A 26,997-nucleotide genomic window follows, 5' to 3' on the forward strand; every position below is an offset into this window, starting at 1 on the left:
CCTGTGGGGCTACACCACCAAGGCCGACCTGTCGAAGATGGGCTCGTTCCTGATGATGGGCCTGATCGGCATCGTCATCGCCAGCCTGGTCAACATCTTCGTCGGCTCCAGCGCGCTGCAGTTCGCCGTCTCGGTGATCGGCGTGGTCATCTTCACCGGCCTGACCGCCTACGACACCCAGCGCATCAAGGAAGAGTACGCCGAGGGCTATGGCCACGAGGGCAACACCAAGCTTGCCGTCATGGGCGCCCTCTCGCTCTACCTGAACTTCATCAACCTCTTCCAGATGCTCATGCAGCTCATGGGCGACCGCGAGTAACGGGTGACGGCAAGCGCGGGCATCGTCCGCGCCGCCATCGGCAAGGGCCGGCTGCTTCGCGCAGCCGGCCCTTTTTCATGCCCGATGCGTCCGGGTTGTCCGGAAGCCTGCGGCTTCGCCGGGGGCTGGGCCGGGACCGTGTGGCCGCGTCGGGCGTTGTCCGTCCGTTCCACGCGCGTCCATGGGAGCGGCAATGAGGGACCGGATTCGGCATTACTGGGCGTTTCTCCACACCAGCCTGTGGTTCGTGCCGGTCCTGATGGGCGTGGCGGCGGTGTTTCTGGCCGTTGCGCTGCTCACCTGGGGCCGGGGCGTCCTGGACGACGCCACGGGTTACTGGCTGCTCTACGCCGGGGACGCCGGCAACGCGCGCGAGCTTCTGTCGTCGCTGCTGACCGGAATGATCACGATGACCTCGCTCGTGGTCTCGATCACCATGGTCGTGCTGACGCTGGCCGCCGGGCAGATCGGTCCCCGGCTGATCCGCAATTTCATCCAGGACTGGACGACTCAGGTGGTGCTGGGCCTCTTCCTGGCCGACATCATCTATCTGCTGGTCGTCTTCCGCACCATCGACGGCACACAGGCCGACACGGTGCCCCATCTGGCGGTCAGCGTCGGGACCGGGCTGACCGCGTTCTGCCTGTTCGTGCTGCTGGTCTACGTCCACAAGCTCGCCCGCTCGATCATCTACGACAACGTGGTTCAACGCGTCGCGGCGGACCTGCGCGCGGTGATCGCGGACCGCCTGCCGGAGCGTGACGACGAGGTTCCGGAGACGCCGCCCAATCTCGGCGGCGACTTCGTCTGGGTGGACCTCGGTCAGGACGGTTACGTCCAGGCGGTCGACCTCGACGCGCTGGTGGCTGCGGCCTGCCGTGCCGACGCCGTGATCCGTCTGGACGTCCGCCCTGGTCATTACGTGATCGGCGGGGGCGAGCATGTGGCCGTCTTCCCCGCCGGCGCCTGCACGAAGGAGATGCGCGGGGCAATCCGCGGCGCCCTGATCGTCGGGTCCGAGCGCACCCCGACCCAGGATGTGGAGTTCGGCATCCGCCAATTGGTGGAGATGGCCACCCGTGCCCTGTCCCCGGGGATCAACGACGTGTTCACCGCCTTGGCGGTCATCGACAATCTCTCCGCCTCGCTGGCCCGGATTCTCGACCGCGGGATCGAACCGGCGGTTCTGCGCGACTCCGGGGGCGCCATCCGGCTGGTGCGGGACGTGTCGGGCTACGAGGGCTTCGTGGGCGCGGCCTTCGACCAGATCCGGCAGGCCGGAAGCGGGAACGCCGCGGTTCTGATCCGGCTGATCGACGCCATCATACGTCTGGCACCGCGCATCCGGTCGGACGCGCAGCGGGACGCGCTGCGGGAGCAGTTGACCATGATCCTGACCGCGGGCGAACAGACCATCTCGATCCCGCGCGACCTGAACATCCTCAAATGCCGCTGGCGGCAGGCGGACGACCGGCTGACGCGGTAACCCCTGGTGAAACCGGAGGCTGTCCAACCCGGGGGCTGTGGCACGCGGGATACATCCGATGTCGGAAATGTAATGGTGACAATAACGACATTGACCGGCTCGATTGCACCGTCATAATCGCCATTGTCTCGATTGTTCGGGGCCGAATGTTTTGACGAAGGAGGTTCATCATGCGCACCACAGACGCGGCCCGCTCGTCCGGATCGTCCTCGCTCCCGACCGTCCTCAAGGTGGTCGCGCGCGCCTTCGCCGTCGGCATCCGCCCCCTGTGGACCGTGCTGGAGCTGGGCATGAACGGCTACGACCGGTGGCGGCAGAGGCAGGCGCTGATGCGGCTGGACGACCATCTGCTGAAGGACATCGGCGTCTCCCGCGCCGACGTGGACGCCGAAGTCCGCAAGCCTTTCTGGCGGGGTTGAGCCGATGAGCGCCGAGCGTATCCTTTACGCGGTCGAACCCGATCTGACCGCCGACGCCTTCATCGACGTGCTTCACCGCTCCGGGCTGGCCGAACGCCGGCCCGTGGCGGATCGCCCGCGGGTGGAGGCCATGCTGCGCAACGCCGGTCTGATCGTCACTGCCCGAGGTGCGGGCGGGGAACTGATCGGTGTCGCCCGTTCCGTTACTGACTTCGCCTACTGTTGCTACCTGTCCGACCTCGCCGTCGACCGCGCCCATCAGGGGCGCGGGATCGGGAAGGAGCTGATGCGCCGCACCCGCGCCGAGGTGGGGGAGGGCGTGACCTGCCTTCTCCTGTCCGCGCCCAAGGCGGTCACCTTCTACGAGGCGGCGGGGATGCAGCGGCACGCCCAGGCGTTCCTGTTCACCGAGAAGCCGTAAGGAGGCTCTGTTGCGCCTTCCCATCTATCAGGTCGATGCTTTCGCGGACGCGGTGTTCGCGGGCAATCCCGCGGCGGTCGTGCCGTTGGAGGATTGGCTTCCCGATGCGGTGCTCCTGGCCATTGCGGCGGAGAACAACCTGTCGGAAACCGCGTTCATCGTCCGCCGCGGCGACGGCTACGAGCTGCGCTGGTTCACCCCGGTGGTGGAGGTGGATTTGTGCGGTCACGCCACGCTCGCCTCCGCCTTCGTCATCGCGACGATGCTGGAGTGGGGCTGCCCGCGCATCGACTTCACCACCCGAAAGGCCGGGACCCTCAGCGTCATCCGCAGCGGCGACCTCTACACGCTGGATTTCCCCAGCCGCCCGCCGGAACTGTTCGCCGAACCGCCCGCCGTCCTGCTGAACGCGCTGGGCGGGCCGCCGCCCGCGGCGGTGTTGAAGGCCCGCGACGTGATGGTCGTTTATGACGACGAGGCGACGGTGCGCGGCCTGAAGCCCGATATGAGCGCCCTGGCGCGGCTGGAGGATTGCTTCGCCGTCATCGTGACGGCGCCGGGCAGCGGAGGGGTGGATTTCGTCTCCCGCTTCTTCGCGCCGGCCAAGGGGATTCCGGAAGACCCGGTGACCGGTTCCGCCCATTGCACGCTGATCCCCTACTGGGCGCGGCGGCTGGGCAAGGAGCGGCTGAAAGCCCGTCAGGTGTCCGCCCGCGGCGGTTCCCTGTCCTGCGAACTGGCGGGCGACCGTGTGAAGATCACCGGCAAGGCGGTTCTCTATATGGACGGAGCCATCTACATTTAGCGCCGTCCACACGGTGAGCCAACGGAACGGAAGGAAGGCGGGCATGGCGGGGCGATACTTCGAGGATTTCAGCATCGGCGACGTGATCGAGACCGAAGGGGCGACGATCACCGACAGCCAGATCATGGATTACGCCCAGCGCTTCGACCCCCAGCCTTTCCACATCGACGCGGTGGCCGCGGCGGAGGGGCCGTTCGGCGGGCTGATCGCCAGCGGGTTCCACACCCTGTCCCTGACCTTCCGCCTGTTCCGCGACACCGGGGCCATCACCGGCACCAGTCTGGGCGGGTCGGGGGGCGACGAACTGCGCTGGCTGCGCCCGGTGCGGCCCGGCGACACGCTGCGCGTCCGGGTGGAGGTGGTGGAGACGATCCCGTCCCGGCGGGGCGACCGCGGCACCGTCCGTCTGGCCTACACCACGCTGAACCAGCATGGCGAGGCGGTGATGACCATTACCCTGAACCACATCGTGGCGACCCGCAGCCTTCCCGCCGAATAAGCCGCCGGGACGGGAGGACAAGCACGGGATGTCCCCTCGCGCATATTGATCCGCAGGGCCGGCCCCTGTATAGCCTCGCCCCTTCCATCATGGCGGGGGTTTCCTATGACGGCTTGCGGCCTCGATTTCGGCACGTCCAACACGACTCTCGGCGTGCGGATGGCGGCAGCGGGCGGCTATGGCCTGCTTCCCCTGGACGGCGCGCGGACGACCCTGCCCAGCGCCGTCTTCTTCGATTTCGAGGCGGACGCCGTGACCGTCGGGCAGGCGGCCATCGACTCCTATGCGTCGGGCGTCGAGGGGCGTCTGATGCGCTCCATCAAGTCGATGCTGGGCACCGACCTGATCGACGCCGACACCGCGCTTCGCAAGGGCCGCATCACCTTCCGCGCCGTCATCGCCACCTTCCTCGCCGCGGTGAAGGAGCGTGCGGAATCGGCTCTCGGCGGCGAACTGACCGACGTGGTGCTGGGGCGTCCGGTGCATTTCGTGGACGGCGACCCGGCGGGCGACGCCGCCGCGGAGGAGACGCTTGGGGAAATCGCGCGCTCCGTCGGCTTTCGCGGCATCTCCTTCCAGTATGAGCCCATCGCCGCCGCGCTCGACTACGAGCAGCAGGTGGAGCGCGAGGAACTGGCTCTGATCGCCGACATCGGCGGCGGCACCTCCGACTTCTCCATCGTCCGCATCGGGCCGGAGCGGCGCGGGCGCGCGGACCGCAGCGCGGACATTCTGGCCAACGACGGCATCCGCGTCGGCGGCACCGACTTCGACCGTGACCTGTCTCTGGCGACGGCGATGCCGCTGCTGGGTCACGGAAGCGCGATGAAGCGCCCCGGTCTGCTGGCGCCGAAGCACCTGTTCCTCGATCTGGCGACCTGGTCGAAGATCAACTTCCTCTACACCGCCAAGGCGATGGCCGACCTGGAACGCCTTCGACGCGATTCCGCGACGCCGGACCGGATCGAACGGTTGATCGGCGTGGTGGAGCATCGGCTCGGCCATGCGCTGGCCATGGCTGTGGAGCGCACCAAGATCGCCCTGTCCGACGGGCCGGAGGCCTGGCTGATTCTGGATTGGGGCGACGGCGGCATGACGCGCCCGGTGTCGGTGGACGAGTTGAACCAGGCCACGGCGATCCTGGCCGGCCGCATCGGCGGGCGGGTGCGCGCCTGTCTGGCCGAGGCCGGCACGTTGCCGGCGGAGATCGACGCGGTGTTCCTGACCGGCGGTTCGACGCTGCTGCCGCAGGTGCGGGCGGCCATCCTGGCGGAACTGCCCGGCGCCCGCGTGGTGGAGGGGAACATCTTCGGCTCGGTCGGCACCGGCCTGACCATCGAGGCCGGGCGGCGCTACGGTGGAGCCGCCTGACACCGCTGTTCAAAAGCACGGGATAAGAAAAGGCCCACCGACGCAGACGCCGGTGGGCCTTTTTCCATTCTGCTCCGCGGCTCGTTCCACCGGCGGTGCCCGCCGCGCCACGAGGGCAGGGCGGACACCGTGATCCGGAGGACCGAAGTCCGATGGATCAGACCGAGTAGTACATCTTGTACTCCTCTTCGACCTTTAACGCATTGAATTCACTTGGTTTTGGAGCGGAAAAAGTCTAACGCGTTAGACTTTCTTGTTCCGGCGACGTTCCGCCTTCTCCCACTTTTTGATGGCCGCCCGAGCCATCGCGCCCGTGCGTGGCAGGTACGTCTCGAGGATTTGCCGCGTCGTCTGGATGTTGTGTCCGGATACGGCGCTGATCTGTGTCTCGGTTGCTCCAGCCTCGGCCATGCGCACGCAGGCCGTACGCCGCAGGTCGCGCGCCTGCAGCCCGGAGTCGGCGAGGCCGGCCTTGGCCAGGATCTCCCGGAAGGCAGCGTTGAACGCCGGGTAGCTCACCGACTTGCCGTTGTACGCGACGATGGTGGTGGCCGTTGGCCGGAGGTTCTCCAGGTGCGCGGCCAGCGCCGAGTGACACGGCACTTCGACCAGCTTGTTGGTTTTTTGCTGGCGGACGAGGGCGGCGCCCGACCGCAGATGCGACCAACCCATCTTGAGCATGTCGATTGGGCGCTGGGCGACGTAGTGCAGCAGATGGAACGCGGTGATCATGGCCTCGCCGCGCGGGTGCGACGCCGCGGCCTTGAGCCAGGCGGCGATCTCCTCTTCGGACCAGATGCGCTCGCGGGCCGCCGGCGCCGAGAGATCGAGTTTGGAAGCGTGGTTGTCCGGGACGATCCGCCAGTACTGCGCCGTTTTGAACAGGTTGCGGAGCACGGCGGCGACCTTCCGGTCATCGCCGATTCCCTCATAGGTTTCGATGAAGTCGAGGACCATGCGGCGGTCGAACACCTCGAACGGCAGGCCGGGACCGAGTTCGCATATGTCGTCCAGGAAGCGATTGTAGTACTTCAGCGTGCCCGCCGACAGCTTGCCGTAGGATTTGCTCTCCTTGTACTTGCCGATGACCCATGCGATGCTACCCTCCGCCACCACCTGCACGCCAGCGGCAGCGCGGTCAGCTTGTGCGTTGAGCTGCTCGGCCCGTGCGAACCGCTTCACCGGGTCGTCCGGCAATCGGCACAGCGGATGGCCATCGCGATCCCAATACCACCTTGACGTGCCGTTGGCGTTACGCCGCTCGGTTACGTAGCGCAGCCTTACGCGCATTGATGGACTCCGTGAGCTTCGTCTTGGCGTGCGATGCGGTCCCGGCGGAATCTTTGCTCAGTCCGCTGAGTCCGTCGAGGGCGTGATCGAGCGCTCGAAGGTCCCAGACGTTCCGCGCGATTCCGGCTCGGTTGAGTGGGAGCGGAGGCGGGTAGAGCCCGGCCTGGATCGCTCTCTCAAAGGAGGGTGCGGACAGACCGACGTACTCGGCGGCCTCATCGATCGTGAGGCATCGTTTCGAGATGTTGGCCGGCAGCACCTTTCGCATCGCATCACCTTGGATGTGACGGCACCATCGCCGCCGAAGCGTATTTCGGTCCGGCAACTTTGGGCGTCCCCAGACCGAAGAAAAAAGTGCGGGAAGCTTGCAGAAAGCTGGTGATGAGCCTTCTACGGTCCGGTGGGTTCCCGCTCCGGTCCCATCCGGGGCTCGGAGGTGGCGCGGTGTCCGACCGGGGCGGTGCCGTTGAATGTCCGGTCCACGAGGTCGACCCCCGCCGCGCTCGGTGGGTACATCCGGTCGAGCCAACGCTCATGCGCGTCGCGCGCGACCTGATGGTTGCGCGAGATCTCGCGGGTCAGGAGCGTCTGGACCTGTTCCGCGCCCTCGCCGATGCCTTTTCCGGACAGCCACGCCCGGGCGGCGGCGAGAAGAGCCCGCCACGCCTCGTCCAGACGGCGACGAGGAGGAGCGTCGGCGGCGTCTCCGCCATGCCGCTGCCGGGCCGCCCACCAGTCCATGAGGGCGCCGACGTAGGACGCCAGGAGCCTCATGATCGGGTCATCGGAGGGAAGAGGCGGCATCCCTGCCGGGGCCTGCACCGGCGTCGGGGCCGCCCGGCGGGGCGCCGTCGCCGCCAGATCCCTGATCCGACGGGTGGCCAGCTTGAGACTGTGGGCGTCACGTCGGCGCGTTTCCTCCGACGACAGCGGGTTGGAGTTCGGCTCCTGGAAACGACGACCACGATCATCGGCACGCACCGATCCGCGAAGCGCGGGCTCGAGAGGTGGGATGGGGTCGTGCTGCCGCTTGTCCAAGGGGTGCGGGGCGTTCATATGGCGGTCGGAGCCCAGCGTGCTAGACGGCGTCACCGGCCCGATCCCGTCGTGCGGGTGGGCCCAGGTGGCCGATCCGGGATCGCTCCGCCCAGAAGTCGTGACGCTCCTCTTAACCTCAACCTTGGATTGCTGCTGAGTTGGATGCGGAGGTGATACGCCCGTCCAGGCGCCTTCCCCTGCCTCCGTCTTCGACGTCGCTCGCCGAGAGGCCATAGCGCCTGACCGGAGTTCTCCGGTGTCCGCCGTTTGCCTTGTCCGCCGTGGGGCCGGCGTCACGACGCGAACGGATGTCGGCGGCGGACTCGCGCTCGGCTCGGGCACGCGCCGGTCGTCCGACGGTGGCTTCATGGGGACCGTAGCGGTGGTCGGCGACGAAGGAGCGGTGGACCAGGGTGGCGCGGGCGGCGATGCGTGCCCTTCCATGTCCCTCATCTCCGGAGCGGCGACGTCATCTGCTGCGTCCGGCGCCATGATGGTCGCGCCGGCACCGAGCCGGCAGACGATCGGCGCCGGGGACGGCCGCGTCGGGGCCACGTCGTCGGGCTCGGTCGGCCAGTAGGAGTCCGCATCGTCGACTGGCGCCGGCGCGACGGGTTCCTTCCGCTCCGCCGGCGAGGTGACAAGGTGAGCGGCGGGGCCGCTTGTCTCCTCGGAGGGCGACCGCGCTTTCTCCGCGCCCACGCCCTCGCGCAAGCGGCCGCGAAGCTCCTCGACGGTCGGCAAGGCGTCAACGACGCCCTCGAGATCCTTGCGCACCCGCGCCGCCGTCCAGGCGCCGCGTTCGCCGGCCGCCAGCAGGCGATGGAGCGCCCAGGCCTCGCCGGTGGCGTCGACCGCGAGCACCGCGTTGCGCCGATCCCCCCGGGCGAGGATGAAGCCGGCCTCGGCCAGGGCGGCGCGGCGCGCGAGCGGGCTGTCGGCGAGCCGCCACGCGGCGGCGGCGCACTCGGCGGCGGTCGCCTTGCGGGAGCCCGAGCGGCTCTCCTGCTGCGCCTCGGCTTCCGAGCGGCCGGCACGCGGACGCCGCCGTTCGGTCAGGCCGCGGAGTTGTCCGGCTTCGTCGCTGTAGCCGTGCTGCTCGAGGTGGGCCACGACGGCCCGGTTGTGGGCGCCCTTCGTCAGGGGGTGTCCGAAGCGCAGTTCGCAGAGCCGCGCGACGACCTCGTTCGCCTGGAAGGAATGTCCAAGATGGACGGCTCTGCCGTCGGGGCGGATGCGCAGGTAGGCGCGGTGCCGGTGACTGGGTCGGCCGGAGTCCCCCGGCTTGGCGTGCTCGACCTCGATGTAGGGCTGCCCGAAGAGGCCATGCTGCTCCTCGTAGAGCCCCCAGGCATCGGTCCACTGATCGTTCGACAGGGGCTGGGCGGGCGAGATGGAAGCGTGGACGAGGAAGTCGCGCGCCCGTGAGTTGGCGATCCGCCACTGCGCCTCGAACTGGCGCAGGGCGACATGGACGTCCAGCGCGACCACGCCGCGCCCGTCGATGATCGTCACGGCCTCGTTGGCGTCGGTCCGGGTGAGGTGGGCGGAGAGCCAAGCCGCCTCGCCGCGCTGGGTTGTCTTGATGATCATGAGGGCCGCTTCCCCGACACCGCCGCGATGATCCGTTCGGCCAGCTCCAGAACGGCCTTCTCGGCCTTCGCGTAGCCGTCCATGGCCGGCCTGACGGCGCCGGCGTTGCCCCGCGCCGCCAGCTGGTTGAGAAGCGTACGGACATGCCGAAGGTCGCTCTGAAGAGCGCTGAGGAGGGGGAGCGCCGCTTGAAGTTCCGGTGGTGCGGCGATCGCTCTGGGGCGGCGGACCTTCGGGATGGCCTGTCCTTGGGAGGACAGGGCAACGGCGCGCGCGAACTGGGCCGCCGACAGGTCTCGCTCCTCGCCGGCGCGCTGGAGCCGGTCGAACTCGTCCGCCGACACGCGGTAGCTGATCTGACAGGCTCTGGCGCGCCGCTCGCTTCCGCTCTCGGTGCGGGAGGGGCGTCGGGGTGTCTTCGGCATCGCGGCCTCCTCGCGGTGGGGTCCGGGGAGGCTGGCCTCTCCGGCGGGCGGGTCCATGGGAGGGTGTCCCTCCCTGGCGGGGTCCACGGGGCGGAGCCCCTGGCCGGCTTTGCGTGAGTTGAAGCCCTTGGGGCGAAAACCGCGCATGGCTGGCCGTCCGCCCCAAGGGGCGGGACGAGGGGGAGATGGCGGCCGACGATGAAGGCGCAACGGGGAGAAGGATGATCGGGACTGCAGGGAGGACGGCGCCGGCGGTCGACGCGTTGACGCCGTCCTTCGGGTCAGGCGGCCGCGAGCGGCGGCGGCGCGTCGGACGATCCGCCGTCGGCCGGGGACGGTGCGGTCAGCACCAGGTTGGCCAGGGGCTGGTCGGCCGAGGTCGTCTCCGGCTCCGGCGGGGCAGCGGCGCCGTTCTTCTCTGCGCGCGCCGCTGGGGCGGCGGCGGCGCGCTTCGCCGGGCGGGAACGGGGCTGAGCCGAGGGCGCCGCCGGCGACGCGGCGGCGGCGGCCATCGCGTTGGTCAGCTGGACAATCGTCCCCTCCAGCGCCTCGACCTTCCCGGCGGTCTTGGCGCTGGCGAAGAGCTGGGCCGACAGCCCGGCGATGCGGACCTCGGCAGCCTGCACGGCGGCTTCCAGCGTCGGGACGCGCGAGGCGGTCCCGAGCAGTTCCTGGTGCCGACGCTCGGCCCGGTTGGCGGCGTCCTGCAGGTCCGCGATGCGGGCCTCGGCCGTCCGAACCTCGGAGATGCGCTGCTCGAGCTCAGCTTCCAGAGCCGGGATACGCGCCGCCGTCCCGGTCAGTTCACGGATTCTGTTCACTGCGTGGACGGCGGCCTCCCGCAGGTCGCCCAGATCATCCGAGGCGTCCAGGCCAACGGCTTCCAGAAGGATGGCGACGACTTCCAGCAGTGCCGTCACTTCGCCGGCGGCGGTTTCGAAGTCCGCTTCAGCATGTCCGAAGGCACGTCGCAGCTCTTCGGTCTCCGCTCGCGCGGACGCGAGGGCGGAAGACCGAGCCGCAACCTCCGCGTCGAGAAGCTGGGCAGTACGCTTCCTCTCGTCGGCGATCGTCCGCGTCAGGATGCTGGCCACGGTCCGCGACGACAGGTCGGCGAGCTCGAGCCATTCGAGCGGCAGTTCCGCCGGCCCGTCCATCGAGGGAGAGGTGGACGGGGAGGGAGGAGCCGTTGTCGACGGGATCGGCGTGGCCCGGATCGCGCGGAGATGCCCGCAGACCGTCGACTTCGACCCACCTGTCTGCTGAATGATGTCGCCGACGGTCGGGACGATCCCTCTGGCGAGATACCCGTCATAGGCGGCCTGCACCGCCTCGCGCGTTGCTTTCGTAATGGACATGGAACTACCTCCTATCATTGTGCCCGACATAGGGGCGGCAGGAAGGCGATCCACCCGAAGATGCAACCAGTACGGTATCATCGGCATGGTACGGTACACTTGATACGGTATGGTGCCTTCCCTTGAGCCATGTCGGATCGTCCGCGCGCAGCGTCCTCTCGCAGGCAGAGGACGGTTCGCAGGGGGGCTCACGGGCCGAGGAGGTGCTCGACGCCGGCGAACGGCAGGATTCGGCCGATGCCGAGCAGTCCGCGCAACGTCGGACGCTCGAACTCGAGGTGTAGACGGGCGACCTGCCCATCGGGCACCGCAACGAAGAGCCCCCCCGGGGGCTGACCGATGGTGGCGAGGACGTCGTTCAGACGAACCAGAGCCTTGGTCGCCTTGCCGGCCCGGGTCTCGATCTCGTAGAGGCGGAAGGGCTGGCCGGCGCGCAGCACGACGACGTCGACCTGGGCGAGGCTCCGGTCGGCCGCCGTGTCGCCGAGGCCGGGGAGAGTCCTGGTCAGGCGATCATGCAGGCCTGGATGCCTCCCACGATCGCCTGCCGGGAGGTAGACTGCGTCGCCCAGCATGAGATGGAAGCCGGCCAGCAGTCCCTGAAGGCGCTCGTGCCGTGACAGCGGCCGGAGCGCGCCAGGGGCGGCCGTTGGGGCACCGGTGCCCGCCAACGCGATCGCGCGGATGAAGGAGCCCGGCTTCACCTCGATGTCCGCGTAGCGGCCGTTCCGGGCGGGCGGAAGCAGCTTGGCGCGCAGTTCGTTTGCCATCTGCCCGGTCGCCTTGCCGGCACGATGCGGAGCGTGGACGGCGGCCAGCAACTCGGCGAGGCGGCTGGCGTGGAGCCAGCTCCCCAGGATGGCTGGATGGCGCAGCAGGCTGAGAGCATCGCCGACAAGAGAGCCCGGCCGATGGCGGGCGGAGGCGTGCGTAAAAGAGGCGATGGGAATGTGCATGGCGGTCTCCGTGCCCGTGGTCGCCCGGCGGGATGCCGGCGACGGGGCAAGGAGGGCGGTGGACCGCCGATGCAGGTGTTCTGCCGGATCGCCCCGCGGATCGCCAACCCGCCATGCGGCGGCCGCGCGTTCCAGAGCCATCGGGTTGAGCCATGAAGCGACTCTGCATTTTCCGGGAAACGCCTCGTGAACGCGATCCCATATGTCCATCAGCCCCTGCGCTTGACCGCGCCGATCCACGGATCGGCTGCCGTCATCACGACAGGAGCCCTCCCATGCGGTTCGTCTACGTTCACTCCGCGGCCGCGCCCGCCGGCCAGTTCGTTCAACACATCGCCGCAGTGGCCGACGCCCACATCGTGCACGACTCCAGCGTCGACCGGGCCAGGTACGACGCTCTGCTGGCCCTGCTCGATGACGGCGAAGAACTCCTCACCCCCGGTCTCGAGCATCTCGGCGACACCACCCGTGCAGCACTGGCGTCGTTGCGCCGTGCGATGGACGCTGGCATCCGCGTCACCCTGCTGCGGGAGGGTCTGGATGGGGCCGTCATCCTCCAGATCGCAGCGCTTCTCGGGGCTCTCCCCGGCACCGAAGACGCGCCGCGGCCCCTTCAGGGCTGCCGTGCCTACGGCCGTGCGACGCTGGAGCGTGTCGCCAGAATCCTCGCCCTGTCCGCGGACGGCGCTCCGATCCGGACGATCGCGGCGACCGTCGGGTTGTCCATCGCCACCGTCGTGCGTGTTCGGCATGCCCATCGGTCTGCCCTGAGCGCGCTCCGGAGCGCCGACCGCCTCGCCGAGTGCCTGGGCAGCGCCCACTGATCCCGCCGCCATGGAGCTGACGTCATGAAGCCGAACCGCTGCATCGTGATCCATCTCGACGGTCCCCGTTCGCTGAAGACGGTCGCCGTATCGCTCGAGCGCTGCGTCGTCATGAGCAACCGCTACACGCCCGACGGGCTCTATGACTCCAGCGAGCTTCTCGACCGGCCGCCGACGCCGGGTGAGGCGCATCAGGCCCTGTGCGCGGCGCCTCAGAGCCAGAGCTTCGCCGCACTGTCGCCGATGGACCGTGCGGGCGTTCTCGGGCGGCTGGCCCACATCGCGGCCGGGCTTCCCCCGCCGGACGCGCCCCGCGCCCGCCGGCGGTGTGGTGGCGGGGGTGCTGGTTCGTGACGTCGGCAGCTCCGGCAGGGCGATTGCCGCGGCCGGGCGCGGCCTCTTCGACAGCAACGGTCAACTCCAAGCCCGCCACGTGAGGAGGAGAGCGAGACACCGGTCGTCCGACACCCCGTCGTGGGAGGGGGCGCCGGCCGCTCCGACCCATGCGGGACCTCCGCCGGCGTCGAAGCGGGACGTCTTCGTCTCGCCGCCACCCTCCTCGCAGCCCGCTGCTGGCCGGCGGCGGAGTGTGCGGGGGGCGCGCGCGTGTGCCTGCGGGGTTGGCGAGGGGAGGGTTCCTGGCTCCCCCTGATCGATTCCTCTGCCCTGGGGGGCTTATCCGTGTCGTTATGCGTAGATGTAGGGAGGACCTGTCTCACCTTGCCTTGGCTGTGGTCTCCTGCTTCTGCTTCCGTCGGTACCAGGTCGCCCGTGACACGCCTTCGGCCTCCCAGGGCTTGTCGTTGCTGATGCCGTTGGCCGCCAAGTAGGCAGCGCGGTCTTGGCCGGTGTGGTCAGCGCGCCACTTTTCGCGGTCGCGGCGGCGCTTCTCGTCGTCATCGATCAGGCGCGTCATGTGCCTCATCTCCTCGGAGTTGATCTCGAGGAGCTCGATGAGACGCGCCTTCTTGTACGTCCAGATCGGGCTGACGGTCTTGCCACCGTGCTGGACCCGTTCGCCTGCGGCGGCCCGGTGAGCGAGCTCGAGCAGCGTCGAGCAGTGCCGGCCGAAGTCGCCGTCGACGTACCAGTCGGGCAGGATGAGGCGCGCCCACGCTTCGATCTCCGCCGCGAGCTGGTGGGCGGGAATGACCCTGGCGAGCTGGCAGGCGCCGAGGTGGCCGAAGAGGTCCAGGCCGGCTAGCCGCCCATCGCCGGCGACCTGGACGACGCCGGACTCGTGCCGAAGTTTCGCGAGACAGCGCAGATCTTCGAGGACGCCCCAATGCCAGTGCTCGCGGTTGAAGAGCTTGTGGCCGAGCCGCTGGTGCTCCTCGACGGCTTCGCGGGACGCGACCGTCCGTTCGCCCCGGGCGCGCCGCAACGGCACGATCTCCGCCGAGCGAGGAGCCGGCCCATCCCCGCTGGAGGGAAGAACGGCGTCCGCGAAATCCCCAAAGTTGTAGCGCACAACGTCGCCGTCCACGTCGTTGCTCCAGACGACCTCCACCGTCTTGCCGGACCGGCTGTTGACGGAGCCGACCACCCGCAGGATGCGGCTCAGGTCGACCGCGGCGGGGTCGGCGCCGAAGTCCCGGAAGGACCGGACCAGCGCCCGGTTGATGGCAATCGCCCGGCCGGCCTCGGCGCGGGGAACCGGCTGCCGCCAGAACCACTTCAGGTACAGCCCCCGCCCGGAATGGACGATGCAGGACGGGCGGGGGATGTCCCACTCATCGCATTCCAACAACACCAGTCGGACGACCACGTCGATGCCCTTCCCGTCGGACATCACCGGCGACTTATAGGCGTCGAGATCGACGTAGGCGTGGGTGATGTGGGACAGATGGACCGCGCGCCGCGACGGCCGCTCGAAGACGCCCTGGGACATGTAGACGTCGGTTCCGCGTCCCCTGGCGCTGAGGATGGCGGCGAGTTGGTCGAGTTGATGGTGATCCTGGGTCATGCGGCCTCCGCTCCGCAGACAGTTCAGCGTCCACCAGCCGGAAGGGGGTAGCACCCGGCCCTCGAGGCGGTCTTCGGGAACGATCGGTAGGGCCGGCAGGATGTGCGCGGCGGTGGTCGGCAAGGCGGTCACGACAAGGTCTCCTGGAAGCCGGAGACCGCTGGACGGCGGGTGGGGATGACCCCATCTGCGGGAAGCTGTCGCATGTGCGGTCTCACGTGCGCGGCCGGCGCGGGGGCCGCCACAGCCCTCACGCCATCCTGGTTCAAGGGCCCGAGCCGGCAAGCTCGGGCCCTCCTCGTTGCTGGGCAGTTGGGGGAATCGGGGGTGGGCGCAAGCAGGGGTGCCGTGGACGGCGGGGCGCGATGGCTCAGGTCGACTGATGGCGCTTGCGGATGCTGTCGATGGTTGCCCAGGCGACACCGACATCCTTGGCGATGGCATTGACCGTTTCGCCGCTCCCCAGGCGGCGCATCACCTCCTCGTCGGAGATCGGCCGCACCCGCTTCCGTCCGCCACCGTTGCGGGGCGACATCGGGCTCGCCGCCGCTTCCGGACCGTGGCCGATCCCGCCAACTCCGTCAGGCTGCAGCCCCGTCGAGGAGAGGCTGCGCAGCAACCCGAGAGCCTGGACAACGGTTCGGGTCGTGTGGTTCTCCGCGAGGATCACCAGTTCGGCCTTCGCCTTGAGGACGTCCTGAGCCAGTCCATCCAGTTCGTGAATGGAGTCCGCGGCTTGGCGGACCGATCGGATGATCAGCGTGTCCTCGGCCCGCATGAGCTGGCGGATGCTCAGCAGCGCCTTGCGGCCTTGTCCCAAGTTGTCATGCAGGACGCAGTCGCAGCCGACCTCGGTGAGAGCCGCCCGATTTTCGCTGAGGGCGTCGTTGGAGCAGTAGGCATATCCGATTTTCATGATGGTGCTCGTTGGGGCGGTTTTCGACGCTGCCCAGATGGGAGCCCTGGAGATGGCGCATCCTCCGATGTCGGAAAATTTTCGGGCCGTTCGACGGGAACCGGCTCCGGGAGGCGAGCACAAATCTGCTTGAATGTGGGCTTCTGGCGGTGCCGTTGCCGGGCAGGCCACCGTTCGTGCGATGGGCTTGCGTCAACTTCGCCAGGAACCAAGTCCGATACCTCTACCAGTAGAGGACACGACCTTGCCCCGAGCAGACTGGCAACGGAAATGGCGGGAGAGGGCTCGCGCCAAGGGCTTCCGTCAGATGACGGTCCACCTCGATGAACGCGAGGTGGCGCTGCTCGACGCCGTGGCCTTTGCCGTCACGGTGGCGCATCCGGACCTGGGCAGCGGTGACGTGCCCCGCAGCCGCGTGCCCAGCCGGACGGCTGCGTTGCGGATCGTCCTCAAGGCGGCTCTCGGCGGAATCTCGGCCCTGTCGCACGATGAGGCGGCCTTGGCGATGCACTGGGTTCGGCTGGCGAGTTGGGCGACGTGGCGTCGCGACCGTGGCGACGCCCCGCCGGAACTGGTCGAATCCTCGGAAACTGCGCATCAGGCTGCGGCGGCCGCACGAGTACGGGCGCATCTGCTGTCCGTTGCCGACCAAGTGCTCCAGCGTATCGGCGTTGAGAACCTCACGGACGGTGCCGAGCCGGAGACGTCCTGATAAGCCGACAGGAAGGGGAGGACAGCGGGCTGGTGCGAGGGATGCGTGCAACCTCGAGCCGGTCCGGCCCTGACGAGGCGGCGGGACCGCCGGCACCGACGCGCTCCGATACCTGCCGAGTCTTTCGCAATGGCTCCATGGGCTCTTCGGGAGAATCTGGTTCCCACGCTGGAGGAACGGCTGAACCGAGATTTCATCGATTCTCCGAGATTCCGTAATCGGATAAAAAGATCGAAGAAATAGCGGGGATTACCTCATGAACACGATCGCGAAGCCGTACTTCGGTCAGTACTCATGGTCCAAGCGCCTGCCGCACTACTATTGCTCCGCGCGTCGTAGCGTCGAGCGGTGGATTGATCTTCATAGTCGCGGCGTGCCTTCCGGGATTTCCATCCATCGAGGAGATGGCGACTACCAGCTCACCGCCCCGGACCCCTTCTTCGGCTCCCTGACGGTTCGGGAGGACGCCCTGTGCAGAACCGAAGTCTTCCGATACAACGCCCTGCACGACTGGGATGTCGTACAGCGGGCCATTCACCTCGTTCGTCGGGAAATCAAGCGTCCCGAGCGGGTTCTGGCGGCCTTGGTGCTGTTGCGATCCGAGGTCGAGGTTGCCCGCGACTACGTCCGCCGCAAACGGCTTCCCAGCCGGACGCAGGAGGCCGTCCTTGACTTCGCCCAGCGAAACGAGCTGACAGTCACGATGCACCACAGGGCGGCGCTTGCGCGGGTGTTCACTCGGTCCGGGCAAACGCCGTAGTAGCTCGCATATGGGATGTGACCCACCCAGCCCTCCTGCCGACGGCGGCTATTCACATTCCCCGGACGAGGCCATGGTCCAGGCGCGGCGGAGGCGATCACGGCTGGCCGCGCGCAGCTTCTGTAGGCCGGCGTCGCGGGCCATGGCGGTGATGGCGTCCTCGCCCGTGATGCCCTCGTCCTTCACGGCCCTCGCCAGGGCAACCAGCTCCGGCAAGGCAATCTCATCGACAGGCCGGGGCTCGTCCCCGGCCGGGCGTCGGAAGGACGGCCACCGGGTCTGGTCCGCGCCGGCGGGCCAGAAGAAGGCGCCGACCTCCTCCTGCACCATCGGGAAGCGAGCGCGGGCCAGAGTGACGACGCGGTCGCGGATCTTGGAACCGGTGCGAAGCCAGCCGTGCGTGCGCGCGATCCGGCGGGCGAGAACGTCGTCGCGGACCGGCCCCTCCACAGTGATGACGTGGTCGATCATCGCCTGGAGCGGGGCGGTGTACTCCCGGTCGAAGAAGGCGTCCGGGTTGACGGCGCACACCGCCGACAGCGGATCGGCCTCGCGGAAGCGGTTGTCCGTGTCGGGTGGCGGTGCGGCGCTGGCGTTGCGGGCATAGGCCATGGAAGGCTGCATCAGGTCGGACCCCTGGAACAGGTCGTCGGCCGGACGATGCCCCGTTCCATCGGGGGCTTCGTCGTGTTGCCTGACATCATCCAAGGGCGGCGCAACATCCTCCGCGTCCTCCGCGGTGTCGACGGTCATCGTGTCGTCCGGCGCAGCCGCCGCGGCCAGAGCGGCCTCCTCAAGCCGCCGGACCTCTCCCGCGCGCCGTGCTCGGCTCGCTTCCAGCAGGGCCGACAGGCGTGCATCGACCTTGTCGAGGGCGCCGTCGTGATCGTGCCACCAGTCGGTTGACCAGATGCGAACGATCTCCCACCCCAGGCCGCGCAGGACCAGTTCCCGCAGCTTGTCGCGGTCGCGGGCAGTGGCGGACCGGTGGTAGGTCGCGCCGTCGCATTCGATCCCCGCGAGGAAGCGTCCAGGGGCGTCCGGGTCGACCACGCCCAGATCGATCCGGAAGGACGAGACGCCGATCTGAGGCTGAACCTGCCACCCGCGCGCGGCGAGCGCACGGGCCACGGCGTGCTCGAAGGGGCTCTCGTGTTCCCCCACGCTGCCGCGGACGGCCTCCGCCAACGCCCGCGGGCCGCGCTCGGCGAATTCGAGGAAGTGCTTGAGATCCCTGACGCCGAGCGCCGCTGTACGCGACAGGTCGAACTGCTCCGGCCGCAGGCTGGAGAAGACGCGCAGTTCATGCCGGGCGCGGGTGACGGCGACGTTCAGACGGCGCTCGCCGCCGTCCCTGTTCATGGGGCCAAAGTTCATCGACACCGCACCGGTCAGGTCGGGGCCGTAGGTGATGGAGAAGTACATGACATCGCGTTCGTCCCCTTGAACACTCTCCAGGTTCTTCACGAACACCGGTTCGATCGCGTCCTCGGCGAAGTGCGGTTCGATCTCCGGCGCCTTCCGCCGCTCCTCGTCCAGCAGGTCTTCGATCAGTCGCTGCTGTTCGCTGTTGAAGGTCACCACGCCGACGGTCAAGCCGGCGGCGCGGAAGGCGGGGTCCTTCAGGCGTGCGACCAGATGAGCGACAAGAGCCCGCGCTTCCGGCTTGTTGATGCGGGCGCCGCCCTTCTCGTAGGTGCCGTCGGCGACGAGATGCAGGCTGACGGCTCGATCGTCGGTGACCGGCGACGGGAAGGTGACCAGCCCGCCCTCGTAGTAGCGGTGGTTGGAGAAGGCGATCAGGCTTTCGTGGCGGCTGCGGTAGTGCCAGTTCAGGCTGCGGGCCGGAAGGTTGGCGCCCAGGCACTCGTCGAGGATGCTTTCCAGGTCGCCATCCACATCGCCGTCGTCATCCTCATCAGCCTCCGCGCGGTCGAAGAAGGCGGTCGGCGGGAGCTGCTTCGGATCCCCGACCATGACGACCTGCCGGCCCCGCGCGATGGCGCCGATCGCGTCCCACACCGGGATCTGCGAGGCTTCGTCGAACACCACGACGTCGAACGGCGCGGTCTCGGCGGACAGGAACTGGGCGATCGACAGCGGGCTCATCAGCAGGCAGGGCGCCAGCTTCGTCACCGCCGTCGGCAGCCGGCCGATCAGTTCGCGCAAGGGCATATGGGCACGCTTCTTCTGCATCTCGCGCCGCAGGATGCCCCATTCCGAGCTCTTACCGACCGAGTCCTGGTCCGGCAGGCCTGCGCAGAGACCGGCGCGGATGTGGGCGCGGGTCAGGTCGGTGAAGCGCTCGTCGAGGGCGCGGAAGTCGGCGATGCGCTTCTCATGCTCGGCGGAGACGAAGGACCGCAGCACCTCGTCGTCGTCGACCACCCCGTCGAGCCACCAGCGGCAGTAGTCCGACTCGAATGCGTCGCGCAGATCCTCGACGGCGACGCGCCCCTGTTCCATCGCGGCGACCAGCGGAGCCAAGCCCCGGACCATCGCGTCGTCCCGCGTCCGTCGCCACGCGCACCAGCTGTGGAGCTTCGGTTCTAGCGGCGGAATGCCTCGAGACGCCGCGGCGACGCGACTTGGCGTCTCTCCGACGGCCGCGTCGATCTGCGCTTCGCTGGAACCGGACAGCTCCGCCAAGGTCCGGAGAGCGGCGTCGTACCGATCCAGCGCGTCGAGGAATGCTTGTCCGGCGGTCTCGACGGGGCCGCCCGCGGCCAGCAAGGCGTTGCCGTCGCCGATCAGGCGGTCCAGCGGCCCCTTCACCGAGGCAAGCTCATCCGGCGTCGCGGCAAGCCGCGCGATGGCCGCGGAGAGCGCGGCCTGGAAGGTCAAGGCCGCTTCCACGTCCGGTGCGCGCGTCCGCAGGCCGTTCCAGAGACCGCCGGTGATCGTGCGGAGGTCGTCGAGATCCTCGACCTCCCGCTCCAGCGTACGAAGGTCGTGCAGGCGCTGGAGATCCCCGGCCGCCGCGCCGCCACAGCGTCCCTCGGCGATCGGGCCGAGGCCGCTCTCGCTCCACGGCGCCGCCGACAGTGCCGCCGGCAACACCGCCTGGAAGGCGAGCAGGGACTGCACCGCCTCCACGTCGGTGTCCAGGCCCGCCCAGACCGGGCCGGCATCGGCGACGGCGGGCGCCAGAGCCTCGATGTCGCACGTGACGGCCCGCAGCGCGGCGAGTCGCTCCAGGTCCGCGGCGACGTCGGGTTCGCAGCTGCCGTCCGACGCCGCCATCAGAGCCTTGACGACCGCCTTCGAGCGCATGCCGCGCAACGGCCAGATCGACTGCTGTGCCTTGGCCCACTCCGCCTTCAACCCGTCAACGTCGAGCGTCGCGACTCCGGCACCGTAGGCGACGGACAGTTGCCCGGCGAGCTCCCGGTGCTTCGCCAGCAGGTCGAGTCCCCGGCGCAGCCCCTGGGTGACGCTCTCGGCGAGCGCGGGCGACAGCGCGTCGAGGAGCGCCCGCCGAGCCTCGAGCCGGCGCATCCCCTCCCGCAGGCGGTCGGCGAGGCGCCCGGCGTCGGGCCGCAGGACGAAGCGCCAGTCGCGCCCGGCAGCCTGCGGCAGAACGCGGGCAAGCTCCCCGAGGACGGAGCGCGTCTTGCGGTCTAGGGGACGGCCGGGCAGCCCGGTGGCGCGGAGGAAGGCGTCCCCGCGATCCGTCAGCGCGTCGCCGGCCTCCGCCAGTTCCCGGGCGGCAGCGATCAGGCCGTGGCGCCAGTGCGACGAGAACTCCGCACGGGTCACGAGGCGCAACGGGCTGTCGCTGATCGAGCCGACCTCGCGCGCGTGGAGGCCCAGCCGGTCGGCGAGCTCCCGCAAGGCGTCGAGTGTCGCTTCGTCATGGGCGTCGGCGGACGGCCAGGACAGCCCGAGCGGCAGGCGGTGCCGCCCCGCGACGACGCGGCCGATGGCGGCGTGCACGGTCAGGCCGTTGCGGTGCCGGTGATGCAGCCGCGCGACGAAACCGTTGAGCTGATCGCGTAGCCCCTTCAGCCGCTGGGCCTCCTTGCGCCACGTGTCGGCGTCGGTGTCGCCCTTGGCGTCCCAGGCGCGACGAAGCTGGTCCAGAACGTCGAGCTTGCGCGATTTGCTGGAGTGCAGCTCAAGGCAGAATTCGCCGAGGCCGACCTCGCGCAGGCGTCTGTACACGACGTCGAGCGCCGCGATCTTCTCCGACACGAACAGGACCGACTTCCGCTCCGCCAGGAACTGGGCGATGAGGTTGGCGATGGTCTGGCTCTTGCCCGTGCCCGGCGGGCCGACCAGCACGAAGTTCTTGCCGCGCGCTGCCGCCATCACCGCCGACAGCTGCGAGGAGTCGGCGGGCAGGGGGCAGAAGGTGTGCTCCGGCCCGTGGGTCGCGTCCAGGTCGCGCGGGTTCGGGAAGGCCAGATCGCTGGGGAACGGGTCGCGGGGCGTCTCGATCAGGTGCCGCACGACCGGGCTCTGCTTCAGCTGCTCCGTCCGATCGACCAGATCCTTCCACATCAGGTACTTGGCGAAGGAGAAGGTGGCCAGCACCACGTCCTCCGTCACCTCCCATCCGGGGATGTCCTTCACCGCCTGGCGGACGGCCTTCCAGATGCCGGCGATGTCCAGCCCGCTATCGTCGCGCGGCAGGTCCCCTTCCGCGACCGGGATGGTCAGGCGGAAGTCCTGGCGCAGCATCTGGAGCAAGGTTGGATTGAAGCGCGGCTCGTCGTCGTGGAGGACAAGGTTGAAGCCCGACCGCACGCTCTTGCGCTGCAGGGTGACGGGGATGAGGATCAGCGGCGCCCGGTGGCGCTTCGCGTCCTTGGAGTCGCGCGTCCCATCGCGCATCCAGGACAGGAAGCCGAGCGCCAGGAACAGGGTGTTCGCCCCGCCTTCCTGCATCGCCGCGCGGGCGGTGCGGTACAGCTCCGTCAGGCGCGTGTCGAGGTCGTCCCCCTTCAGCCCGACCAGCACCTCGTTGCGGCCGAGCGCCTCCAGCGCGTGCTGGCGGTGCAGATCCTCCAGGGTCCGCCCTTCGTGGATCGCCTGGCTGCGCGGGTCGTTGCCGTCCATCAGCGCCGGCCGGGGGAGCAGGCGCAGCGACCGGCCTTCCGCGAGGAGGTCTTCCAGCAGGCCGGGGTCCGGAGCGTCACAGACGAGCGCGCGCTTCCCGGCGCGGAAGTTCAGCAAGGCGTTGCGCAGCGACAGGTCGAGCAGCTTGCGCTGCCAGCGTTCCAGCCGGTCCTTGGGCGAGGCCGGCCCCGCATCGTCTGCCGCATCGTCGAGGTCGTCGGGGAGGTCGGCCGGTGGCTCAGCGAACAGCGGTTCGGATGCCTCGGCGTCCGCGTCCGCGTAGTCCGCCGTCACCGTGGACTCGGCGTTGGCCAGCGGGCGGATGCGTTGCAGACGGGCACGGCGGACGTCCACGGCCAGTTCGAACGTGTCCTCGACGCTCTCCTCGATCTGGCGGAAGGCGTGGTCGGCGGCGACGGCGAAGGACGGGCAGGGACGATGGGTGGCCAGCGTCGTTTCGAACAGCGCCAGTTCCTTCAGCTTCGCCCGCTTGCGCAGCGCCGTCACGTCGTCGACCACCGGCGTGGTGAACTCCTCGCGCCGCAGCCAGACGCCGGCGAAGGCGTGGCCCCGCGTGAAGACGATCAGCGGGTTCAGGCCACAGTGCTCCAGCGCCGCCGCGAACAGAAGCGCCGAGTCCAGGCAGGTGGCGAGCCCGGAGTCGAGAACCTGCGACGGTCCGCGCACCTTCTGCCCGGCGTGCTCGAAGCTGGGCGGCGGCAGGGCGTAGTCGAGTCCCAGCGCACCGACCGCGCCCCAGATGGCCGTCGCCAGTTCCCAGGCCCGCTTCGGCCCGCCCTCGTAGCCGTTCAGTGCACCGCTCTTGCCGTTCTGCCGCAGGATGTTGGCGGCCTTCTTCAGCACGCGCTCGACGGCCGGGTCGTTCGGCTGGACGAAGGCGGCGATCATCTCGGGGATGTTGCCGACGCCGCCCCACTGGTTGCGCGCCAGCAGCTCGAGCGACCGCTCGGTCCGCGCCACCGGCTCCGGGCTTCCGGCCGCCGCGGCGGTGATGGTGACGGTCGCGCTCTCCGCCTCCGTCAGCCGCCCGAGCATGGCGCCGTCCAGCGTGACGTCGAGCTTCGGCACGTGGTAACGCTGGCCGGCGGGGACGGCGTCGATGCGCCAGGTCTTGGGCGCCACGAACGCGGGTTCCGACGTCAGGGTCAGCTCGACCGCCTCGAGCGGAGCGTCGCCGTCGTTGACCAGCACCAGCTCATGCAGGACCGGGACCGCGTTCTGATGGAAGGCGAGGTTCAGACGCGGCGTCAACGTCGCCTCGATGCGGACGGGCGGAGGCACCTCTGCCGGCGCCCGATCCATCACAACATCCAGCACTGCTTCGTTGTTGTCGCTCATGATAACCGCCGCCCCGGTATGAAAGATCGTGTTTGTCGCTTCTTTGGCGCGAAGCCAAAGCGTACCACACACGCTTTTTGGGATGCGACCGATCGTTGAGTCGGCGCCGTCCTACGCCGGCCAGTAGAGCCGCTTCAACGCCAGAAGCCGCTTCGCCTCGACGTCCAGCGTGTCGTAGTGCTCGAGCGCGAGTGCCACGAGGTCGTCGAGGTCGAGCAGGGACAGCGGGACGGCCGCGCGGTCGGCCTCGTACTTCGCATCGCGGGCGAAGCCGCCGGTCGAGACGTAGAGGCAGCGGTCGCCCGGCCGCCGGCCTCCGAGGAAGGACCGGACCGTCGGCGCGCCGATGGCGCCGCTGCGGTGCTTCACCTCCACGAAGATGCGGGGATCCTCGAACCCCAGTCCATCCGGCGAGGCGAAGATGTCGCGGCCGCGGTCGGGGCCGACCGGCGACACGCGCGTCTTGTAGCCCATGGCGCGCAGCAGCCCGGCGACGAACAGCTCCATGTCGCGGGCGCTCAGCTTCGCCAGCCGGTCCTTGATGAACTCCAGAGCCTTGGCCTCAAGGTCCTCGAACAGTTCCTGCTCGGCGCCGGCCCAACGGCGAGGTCCCCGCCCGCGTCGCCTCGTGCATGGACCGACGCGGCGAGGTCCACGGTCGCTCGGTCTTCTGGAGCGGCGAGCAGCGCGTCGAGTTCCGCCGCCGTGTCGGCCGGCGCCTGGAACACGGTGGTGACCGAGCCCAGCGAGTTCTTGGCCGCCACGCTCAGCGCATCGCGCGGCACCGTGCCGATCCAGGCCACCGGTCGGACGTTCGGGTAGTCGGGGTCGAAGGCCGGTTCGAAGGAGTAGCCGCCGCCGACCGAGCCGACATGGTAGACGCGGCCCTCCAGGTCGTAGGAGATGACCCGGTCGCCAGCCTGGAGCTCCGACCGAAAGCGATGAAGCTGGCCGGCGTTGTTCCCGACTTCGTAGGCATTCCAGTCCGGCCACTGCGCCAGCACCAGGGCGACCATCGCCGGCCGGTCCGCGACCGCGGCCAGCGAACCGAGTTCCGCCCAGCCGATCGCCACTCGGTCGGCGTTGCGGAAGCGGTCGATCAGCGCGCCGCGCTTGCCGGCGCGGACCATCCAGGTCTTGGGGGGCATTAACGGAACTCTTTTGCTGGTATCGCCGTCGGGGTCAGGGGATTCTGTAGCTGGGCGGAAGAGGGGGGTGGGGGTTTTCCGCGGAACGCCTCAATCTCCGTGACGTCGATGCGCTGGAACTGGATGATCCCCTCATAAGGTGAAGCCGGCCGGAATGGCTCGAGTGGGTGCATTTCCAGCCAGCAGCGCTTGGCGTCCGTCTCTTCGATTTTGAAAACGACCGCGCTGCCGGTTTGCAGAATCAGGCAACCCGAAAGCTTGCGTGCCTCAGCAATGCCTTTCCCCTCATCCAGACGCTTGACGGTTATTGTCACGGGCATCCCACCACCAAAGCCGAGCATCCGTAGGGCAGTCGCCGCCAGCATGCTTCCTCCCGGATAGACCATGATCAGGAATACCGCCACGCCAACTCCGGCAGCTGCAATCCGACGCAGCGACGGCTCGCCCCGGGTTAGCAGGAGATGGATGAAAAAAGTGAGCAGGAATGCACCTAGAAAGAGTGCGCCACTCGCAAGATCCGAAAGGTTCAAGGAAGAAACGAAGGCCTTGGGGAAAAGAATTGGCACAAAGGATAGCCACATTAAAAATGACGTATTTGCAAATAACATAAAATATATAGTACCTAATAACCCTTGATGCCACTTCTTGTTGTTATGAAAATTAAAACGAACTACTGAAGCGGTGATATAAAAAATACCAAAAGCTGAACTTAACAGCAACAATTCTGGCGCGTCGAACTGCGACGGAGCATCGAAGAACATTTCGGCTGCATTTGAAAAAAGCACAAAAAACGGGAGTAAAATTGTCGGCAGATACAATTTGGCATAGTCAAATAAAAAAAGCGTCAGTGAAGCAACAATCTGTCCGCTCCTCCTGTACAAGGCAGGAAAGCGTTCACGTACTGGCGTATCAGCGGACAATTTGATGATGATCGGCAGCATTAACAATAGCAGAAGCATCAACACCAATGCGGTGAGCATCATTGTGAAGATTAACAGGAACAGCGCCAGCGCCGCATCGACGGAGGGGAAAGGTGCGCCGACGCGGGCCATGTACATCCAGACGAGCGGCGCGCCGAAAATGCCAGACAAAGTTGCTGTGATCTTCACCAGCCCCGTCAGCCACTCCGCCATCTCCTTGACCTTTGACGTGGTGGGCGGAAAGGTGGCAAACGCACCGGGGGGAGACTGGTCGGGAATGTCCATCACGCACCCCGCCGCCCGCGCCGGGGAGCCGCGCCGGCAGCCGCGCGCGCGGCGCAAATGCGCTCCAGCAGGACGGAGGCCGGCTCGTCGTTCGGGTCCTGCGGCACCAGCTCGCCCCGGAACGCCTTGGCGAGGATGGATTGGTCGAGGGTGGCGAGGCGGGACCCGGTTTCGAGGCTGACCTGTTCGAGCCGATTTATCGCGGCAAAGGCTTGGTCAATCCGTCGATTGATGACAGCGCGCTCGTCATGCGGCGGCACCGGCACCGGGAGTTCCTTGAGCGTCGCCCCACTGATCTTCGGCATGTTGCCGGTGGTTCCCGTGGCACGCTCTTTCAGCCAGCGACGCGCTGACCGGCCGTTCATATAGCGCCAGAAGTACGTGCGCAGTGAAGGATCGGCGATTCGCACCCGCATCATCAGGTCGGGATAGATAAAGCTCTTCTCCGCTCCGTCATAGACCGCCGTCGCCCCAAGGTGTTCCAATGAGTTGGCGCGCTGGATAAGTATGTCGCCGGCTTTCAGCCAGAACTTCGAATCTTCGGGTATGACCTCGACCAGCTTCTTTATGGTCGAGTCGTTCAGGATCATCCGGCCGGACGTGGTCGCTGACAACCGAAGGCTGGCTGTCCCGTTGCCGTCGGGTGCGGCCTTCGGTGAATACCCATTGGTCGGGCCTTCGTCGATGATCTCAGCAATCGTTTTCCAAGCCCAGCCGGTGGGCAACTCGTCTTCGGCTGCGTCGCGATCGCTCCGCCACTCTGCGGTCAGGTCGCCGCGGAAGGCGGCGGCGAGGATGGATTGGCGGTAGCGGTCGATCAGCGCCGGCAGCGAGTCCAGCGCCTCACGCGCCCGGCGCGACCGGGTCGTCAGCGCCTCAATCTTCTCGACGATGCGGCGCTGCTCGGGGAGGGGGGCCAATGGAATTGGCGCCTGCTTGAGAGTCTGTCCAGAAAGATTATTTCCGAGCGAGGCGGCGGAGCATGAGACGGATCATGGCGAGGCGGATGAAGGCGACGGAGGTGCGGAGGTATAGTTCGTAATGGCGCACCAAGCGGCGGCAGCGG

The 26,997-nt window shown here is 68.3% G+C and carries 23 protein-coding genes; 11 read left to right on the forward strand and 12 right to left on the reverse strand.

The genetic code is table 11. The annotated features are described in order from the left end of the window. From DS843_RS29585 to DS843_RS29615, 7 genes are all read left to right on the forward strand, one after another. Positions 1-319 (forward strand): Bax inhibitor-1/YccA family protein (locus tag DS843_RS29585; RefSeq protein WP_149472403.1); only part of this gene is annotated, 319 nt, incomplete at its 5' end. Between the two features lie 193 nt (positions 320-512). Beyond that, on the forward strand, positions 513-1,805 hold the full coding sequence (locus tag DS843_RS29590; RefSeq protein ID WP_167525528.1) for a DUF2254 domain-containing protein: 1,293 nt from the start codon (positions 513-515) through the stop codon (positions 1,803-1,805). 170 nt (positions 1,806-1,975) lie between these two features. Further along, on the forward strand, positions 1,976-2,224 hold the full coding sequence (locus tag DS843_RS29595) for a DUF1127 domain-containing protein (protein WP_149472405.1): 249 nt from the start codon (positions 1,976-1,978) through the stop codon (positions 2,222-2,224). A gap of 4 nt (positions 2,225-2,228) precedes the next feature. Next, positions 2,229-2,645 carry a GNAT family N-acetyltransferase gene (locus DS843_RS29600; protein ID WP_149472406.1) on the forward strand — a complete coding sequence of 139 codons (417 nt, stop codon included), beginning with the start codon at positions 2,229-2,231 and terminating at the stop codon, positions 2,643-2,645. A 10-nt stretch (positions 2,646-2,655) separates the two neighbouring features. Further along, the gene (locus DS843_RS29605; protein WP_149472407.1) at positions 2,656-3,450 is read left to right on the forward strand and encodes a PhzF family phenazine biosynthesis protein; all 795 of its coding nucleotides are present in this window, start codon (positions 2,656-2,658) and stop codon (positions 3,448-3,450) included. Positions 3,451-3,493: 43 nt separating this feature from the next. Next, positions 3,494-3,949, forward strand: a complete 456-nt coding sequence (locus tag DS843_RS29610) for a MaoC family dehydratase (RefSeq protein WP_149472408.1) — start codon at positions 3,494-3,496, stop codon at positions 3,947-3,949. A 105-nt stretch (positions 3,950-4,054) separates the two neighbouring features. Beyond that, complete coding sequence (locus tag DS843_RS29615; protein WP_149472409.1) at positions 4,055-5,320, forward strand: Hsp70 family protein; 1,266 nt, start codon at positions 4,055-4,057, stop codon at positions 5,318-5,320. A gap of 243 nt (positions 5,321-5,563) precedes the next feature. Here the strand turns inward: DS843_RS29615 and DS843_RS29620 are convergent, their stop codons facing one another. The 5 genes from DS843_RS29620 to DS843_RS29645 all read right to left on the reverse strand — a co-directional run bounded on the left by DS843_RS29620 (position 5,564) and on the right by DS843_RS29645 (position 11,980). Continuing rightward, positions 5,564-6,610 carry a tyrosine-type recombinase/integrase gene (locus DS843_RS29620; RefSeq protein WP_149472410.1) on the reverse strand — a complete coding sequence of 349 codons (1,047 nt, stop codon included), beginning with the start codon at positions 6,608-6,610 and terminating at the stop codon, positions 5,564-5,566. Positions 6,611-7,000: 390 nt separating this feature from the next. After that, complete coding sequence (locus tag DS843_RS29630; RefSeq protein ID WP_149472411.1) at positions 7,001-9,241, reverse strand: hypothetical protein; 2,241 nt, start codon at positions 9,239-9,241, stop codon at positions 7,001-7,003. Then, a complete protein-coding gene (locus DS843_RS29635) occupies positions 9,238-9,666 on the reverse strand; it encodes a hypothetical protein (protein WP_149472412.1) in 429 nt (142 codons plus the stop codon). The genes DS843_RS29630 and DS843_RS29635 overlap by 4 nt, the downstream gene beginning before the upstream one ends. A gap of 281 nt (positions 9,667-9,947) precedes the next feature. Next, the gene (locus DS843_RS29640; protein ID WP_149472413.1) at positions 9,948-11,024 is read right to left on the reverse strand and encodes a hypothetical protein; all 1,077 of its coding nucleotides are present in this window, start codon (positions 11,022-11,024) and stop codon (positions 9,948-9,950) included. A gap of 188 nt (positions 11,025-11,212) precedes the next feature. Next, positions 11,213-11,980, reverse strand: coding sequence for a hypothetical protein (locus DS843_RS29645; RefSeq protein WP_149472414.1), 768 nt, complete (start codon positions 11,978-11,980; stop codon positions 11,213-11,215). Positions 11,981-12,255: 275 nt separating this feature from the next. Between DS843_RS29645 and DS843_RS29650 the strand changes: the two genes are divergently transcribed. Both DS843_RS29650 and DS843_RS29655 read left to right on the forward strand, forming a co-directional pair. After that, on the forward strand, positions 12,256-12,804 hold the full coding sequence (locus DS843_RS29650; RefSeq protein WP_167525529.1) for a helix-turn-helix domain-containing protein: 549 nt from the start codon (positions 12,256-12,258) through the stop codon (positions 12,802-12,804). 24 nt (positions 12,805-12,828) lie between these two features. Continuing rightward, positions 12,829-13,158, forward strand: coding sequence for a hypothetical protein (locus DS843_RS29655; RefSeq protein WP_149472416.1), 330 nt, complete (start codon positions 12,829-12,831; stop codon positions 13,156-13,158). A 361-nt stretch (positions 13,159-13,519) separates the two neighbouring features. On the opposite strand, the gene DS843_RS29660 is transcribed toward DS843_RS29655, so the two are convergent. Beyond that, entirely contained in the window at positions 13,520-14,902 is a 1,383-nt protein-coding gene (locus DS843_RS29660) for a hypothetical protein (protein WP_149472417.1), read from the reverse strand. Between the two features lie 238 nt (positions 14,903-15,140). Further along, positions 15,141-15,686, reverse strand: coding sequence for a helix-turn-helix domain-containing protein (locus DS843_RS29665; protein ID WP_149472418.1), 546 nt, complete (start codon positions 15,684-15,686; stop codon positions 15,141-15,143). A gap of 307 nt (positions 15,687-15,993) precedes the next feature. On the opposite strand from DS843_RS29665, the gene DS843_RS29670 reads away from it, so the two are divergent. Then, positions 15,994-16,398: a hypothetical protein gene (locus DS843_RS29670; protein ID WP_149472419.1), complete on the forward strand. Its 405-nt coding sequence runs from the start codon at positions 15,994-15,996 to the stop codon at positions 16,396-16,398. Positions 16,399-16,654: 256 nt separating this feature from the next. Further along, entirely contained in the window at positions 16,655-17,158 is a 504-nt protein-coding gene (locus DS843_RS29675; RefSeq protein WP_149472420.1) for a hypothetical protein, read from the forward strand. A gap of 48 nt (positions 17,159-17,206) precedes the next feature. Here the strand turns inward: DS843_RS29675 and DS843_RS29680 are convergent, their stop codons facing one another. The 5 genes from DS843_RS29680 to DS843_RS29695 form a co-directional block, all read right to left on the reverse strand. Further along, positions 17,207-23,578, reverse strand: coding sequence for a DUF3320 domain-containing protein (locus DS843_RS29680; protein WP_208852361.1), 6,372 nt, complete (start codon positions 23,576-23,578; stop codon positions 17,207-17,209). A gap of 111 nt (positions 23,579-23,689) precedes the next feature. Then, positions 23,690-24,085 carry a restriction endonuclease gene (locus DS843_RS31670; RefSeq protein ID WP_208852362.1) on the reverse strand — a complete coding sequence of 132 codons (396 nt, stop codon included), beginning with the start codon at positions 24,083-24,085 and terminating at the stop codon, positions 23,690-23,692. Between the two features lie 11 nt (positions 24,086-24,096). Beyond that, positions 24,097-24,726 carry a restriction endonuclease gene (locus DS843_RS31675; protein WP_208852363.1) on the reverse strand — a complete coding sequence of 210 codons (630 nt, stop codon included), beginning with the start codon at positions 24,724-24,726 and terminating at the stop codon, positions 24,097-24,099. Continuing rightward, a complete protein-coding gene (locus DS843_RS29690; protein WP_149472421.1) occupies positions 24,726-25,931 on the reverse strand; it encodes a hypothetical protein in 1,206 nt (401 codons plus the stop codon). Before DS843_RS29690 ends, DS843_RS31675 begins: the two co-directional genes overlap by 1 nt. Next, positions 25,931-26,851 carry a restriction endonuclease subunit S gene (locus DS843_RS29695; protein ID WP_167525530.1) on the reverse strand — a complete coding sequence of 307 codons (921 nt, stop codon included), beginning with the start codon at positions 26,849-26,851 and terminating at the stop codon, positions 25,931-25,933. The genes DS843_RS29690 and DS843_RS29695 overlap by 1 nt, the downstream gene beginning before the upstream one ends. Positions 26,852-26,997: the final 146 nt, after the last annotated feature.

The sequence above is a fragment of the Roseomonas genomospecies 6 genome (assembly GCF_008365375.1).
Classification (GTDB): Bacteria; Pseudomonadota; Alphaproteobacteria; order Azospirillales; family Azospirillaceae; genus Azospirillum.

What these genes read in the sequence shown, in the direction of transcription:
- DS843_RS31675 (WP_208852363.1), bottom strand. Translation starts at nt 24,726, where the DNA reads ATGCCCCCCAAGACCTGGATGGTCCGCGCCGGCAAGCGCGGCGCGCTG.
- DS843_RS29680 (WP_208852361.1), bottom strand. Translation starts at nt 23,578, where the DNA reads ATGAGCGACAACAACGAAGCAGTGCTGGATGTTGTGATGGATCGGGCG.
- DS843_RS29655 (WP_149472416.1), top strand. Translation starts at nt 12,829, where the DNA reads ATGAAGCCGAACCGCTGCATCGTGATCCATCTCGACGGTCCCCGTTCG.
- DS843_RS29645 (WP_149472414.1), bottom strand. Translation starts at nt 11,980, where the DNA reads ATGCACATTCCCATCGCCTCTTTTACGCACGCCTCCGCCCGCCATCGG.
- DS843_RS29595 (WP_149472405.1), top strand. Translation starts at nt 1,976, where the DNA reads ATGCGCACCACAGACGCGGCCCGCTCGTCCGGATCGTCCTCGCTCCCG.
- DS843_RS29665 (WP_149472418.1), bottom strand. Translation starts at nt 15,686, where the DNA reads ATGAAAATCGGATATGCCTACTGCTCCAACGACGCCCTCAGCGAAAAT.
- DS843_RS29640 (WP_149472413.1), bottom strand. Translation starts at nt 11,024, where the DNA reads ATGTCCATTACGAAAGCAACGCGCGAGGCGGTGCAGGCCGCCTATGAC.
- DS843_RS29610 (WP_149472408.1), top strand. Translation starts at nt 3,494, where the DNA reads ATGGCGGGGCGATACTTCGAGGATTTCAGCATCGGCGACGTGATCGAG.
- DS843_RS31670 (WP_208852362.1), bottom strand. Translation starts at nt 24,085, where the DNA reads ATGGAGCTGTTCGTCGCCGGGCTGCTGCGCGCCATGGGCTACAAGACG.
- DS843_RS29630 (WP_149472411.1), bottom strand. Translation starts at nt 9,241, where the DNA reads ATGATCATCAAGACAACCCAGCGCGGCGAGGCGGCTTGGCTCTCCGCC.
- DS843_RS29675 (WP_149472420.1), top strand. Translation starts at nt 16,655, where the DNA reads ATGAACACGATCGCGAAGCCGTACTTCGGTCAGTACTCATGGTCCAAG.
- DS843_RS29635 (WP_149472412.1), bottom strand. Translation starts at nt 9,666, where the DNA reads ATGCCGAAGACACCCCGACGCCCCTCCCGCACCGAGAGCGGAAGCGAG.
- DS843_RS29690 (WP_149472421.1), bottom strand. Translation starts at nt 25,931, where the DNA reads ATGGACATTCCCGACCAGTCTCCCCCCGGTGCGTTTGCCACCTTTCCG.
- DS843_RS29615 (WP_149472409.1), top strand. Translation starts at nt 4,055, where the DNA reads ATGACGGCTTGCGGCCTCGATTTCGGCACGTCCAACACGACTCTCGGC.
- DS843_RS29590 (WP_167525528.1), top strand. Translation starts at nt 513, where the DNA reads ATGAGGGACCGGATTCGGCATTACTGGGCGTTTCTCCACACCAGCCTG.
- DS843_RS29620 (WP_149472410.1), bottom strand. Translation starts at nt 6,610, where the DNA reads ATGCGCGTAAGGCTGCGCTACGTAACCGAGCGGCGTAACGCCAACGGC.
- DS843_RS29600 (WP_149472406.1), top strand. Translation starts at nt 2,229, where the DNA reads ATGAGCGCCGAGCGTATCCTTTACGCGGTCGAACCCGATCTGACCGCC.
- DS843_RS29650 (WP_167525529.1), top strand. Translation starts at nt 12,256, where the DNA reads ATGCGGTTCGTCTACGTTCACTCCGCGGCCGCGCCCGCCGGCCAGTTC.
- DS843_RS29670 (WP_149472419.1), top strand. Translation starts at nt 15,994, where the DNA reads ATGACGGTCCACCTCGATGAACGCGAGGTGGCGCTGCTCGACGCCGTG.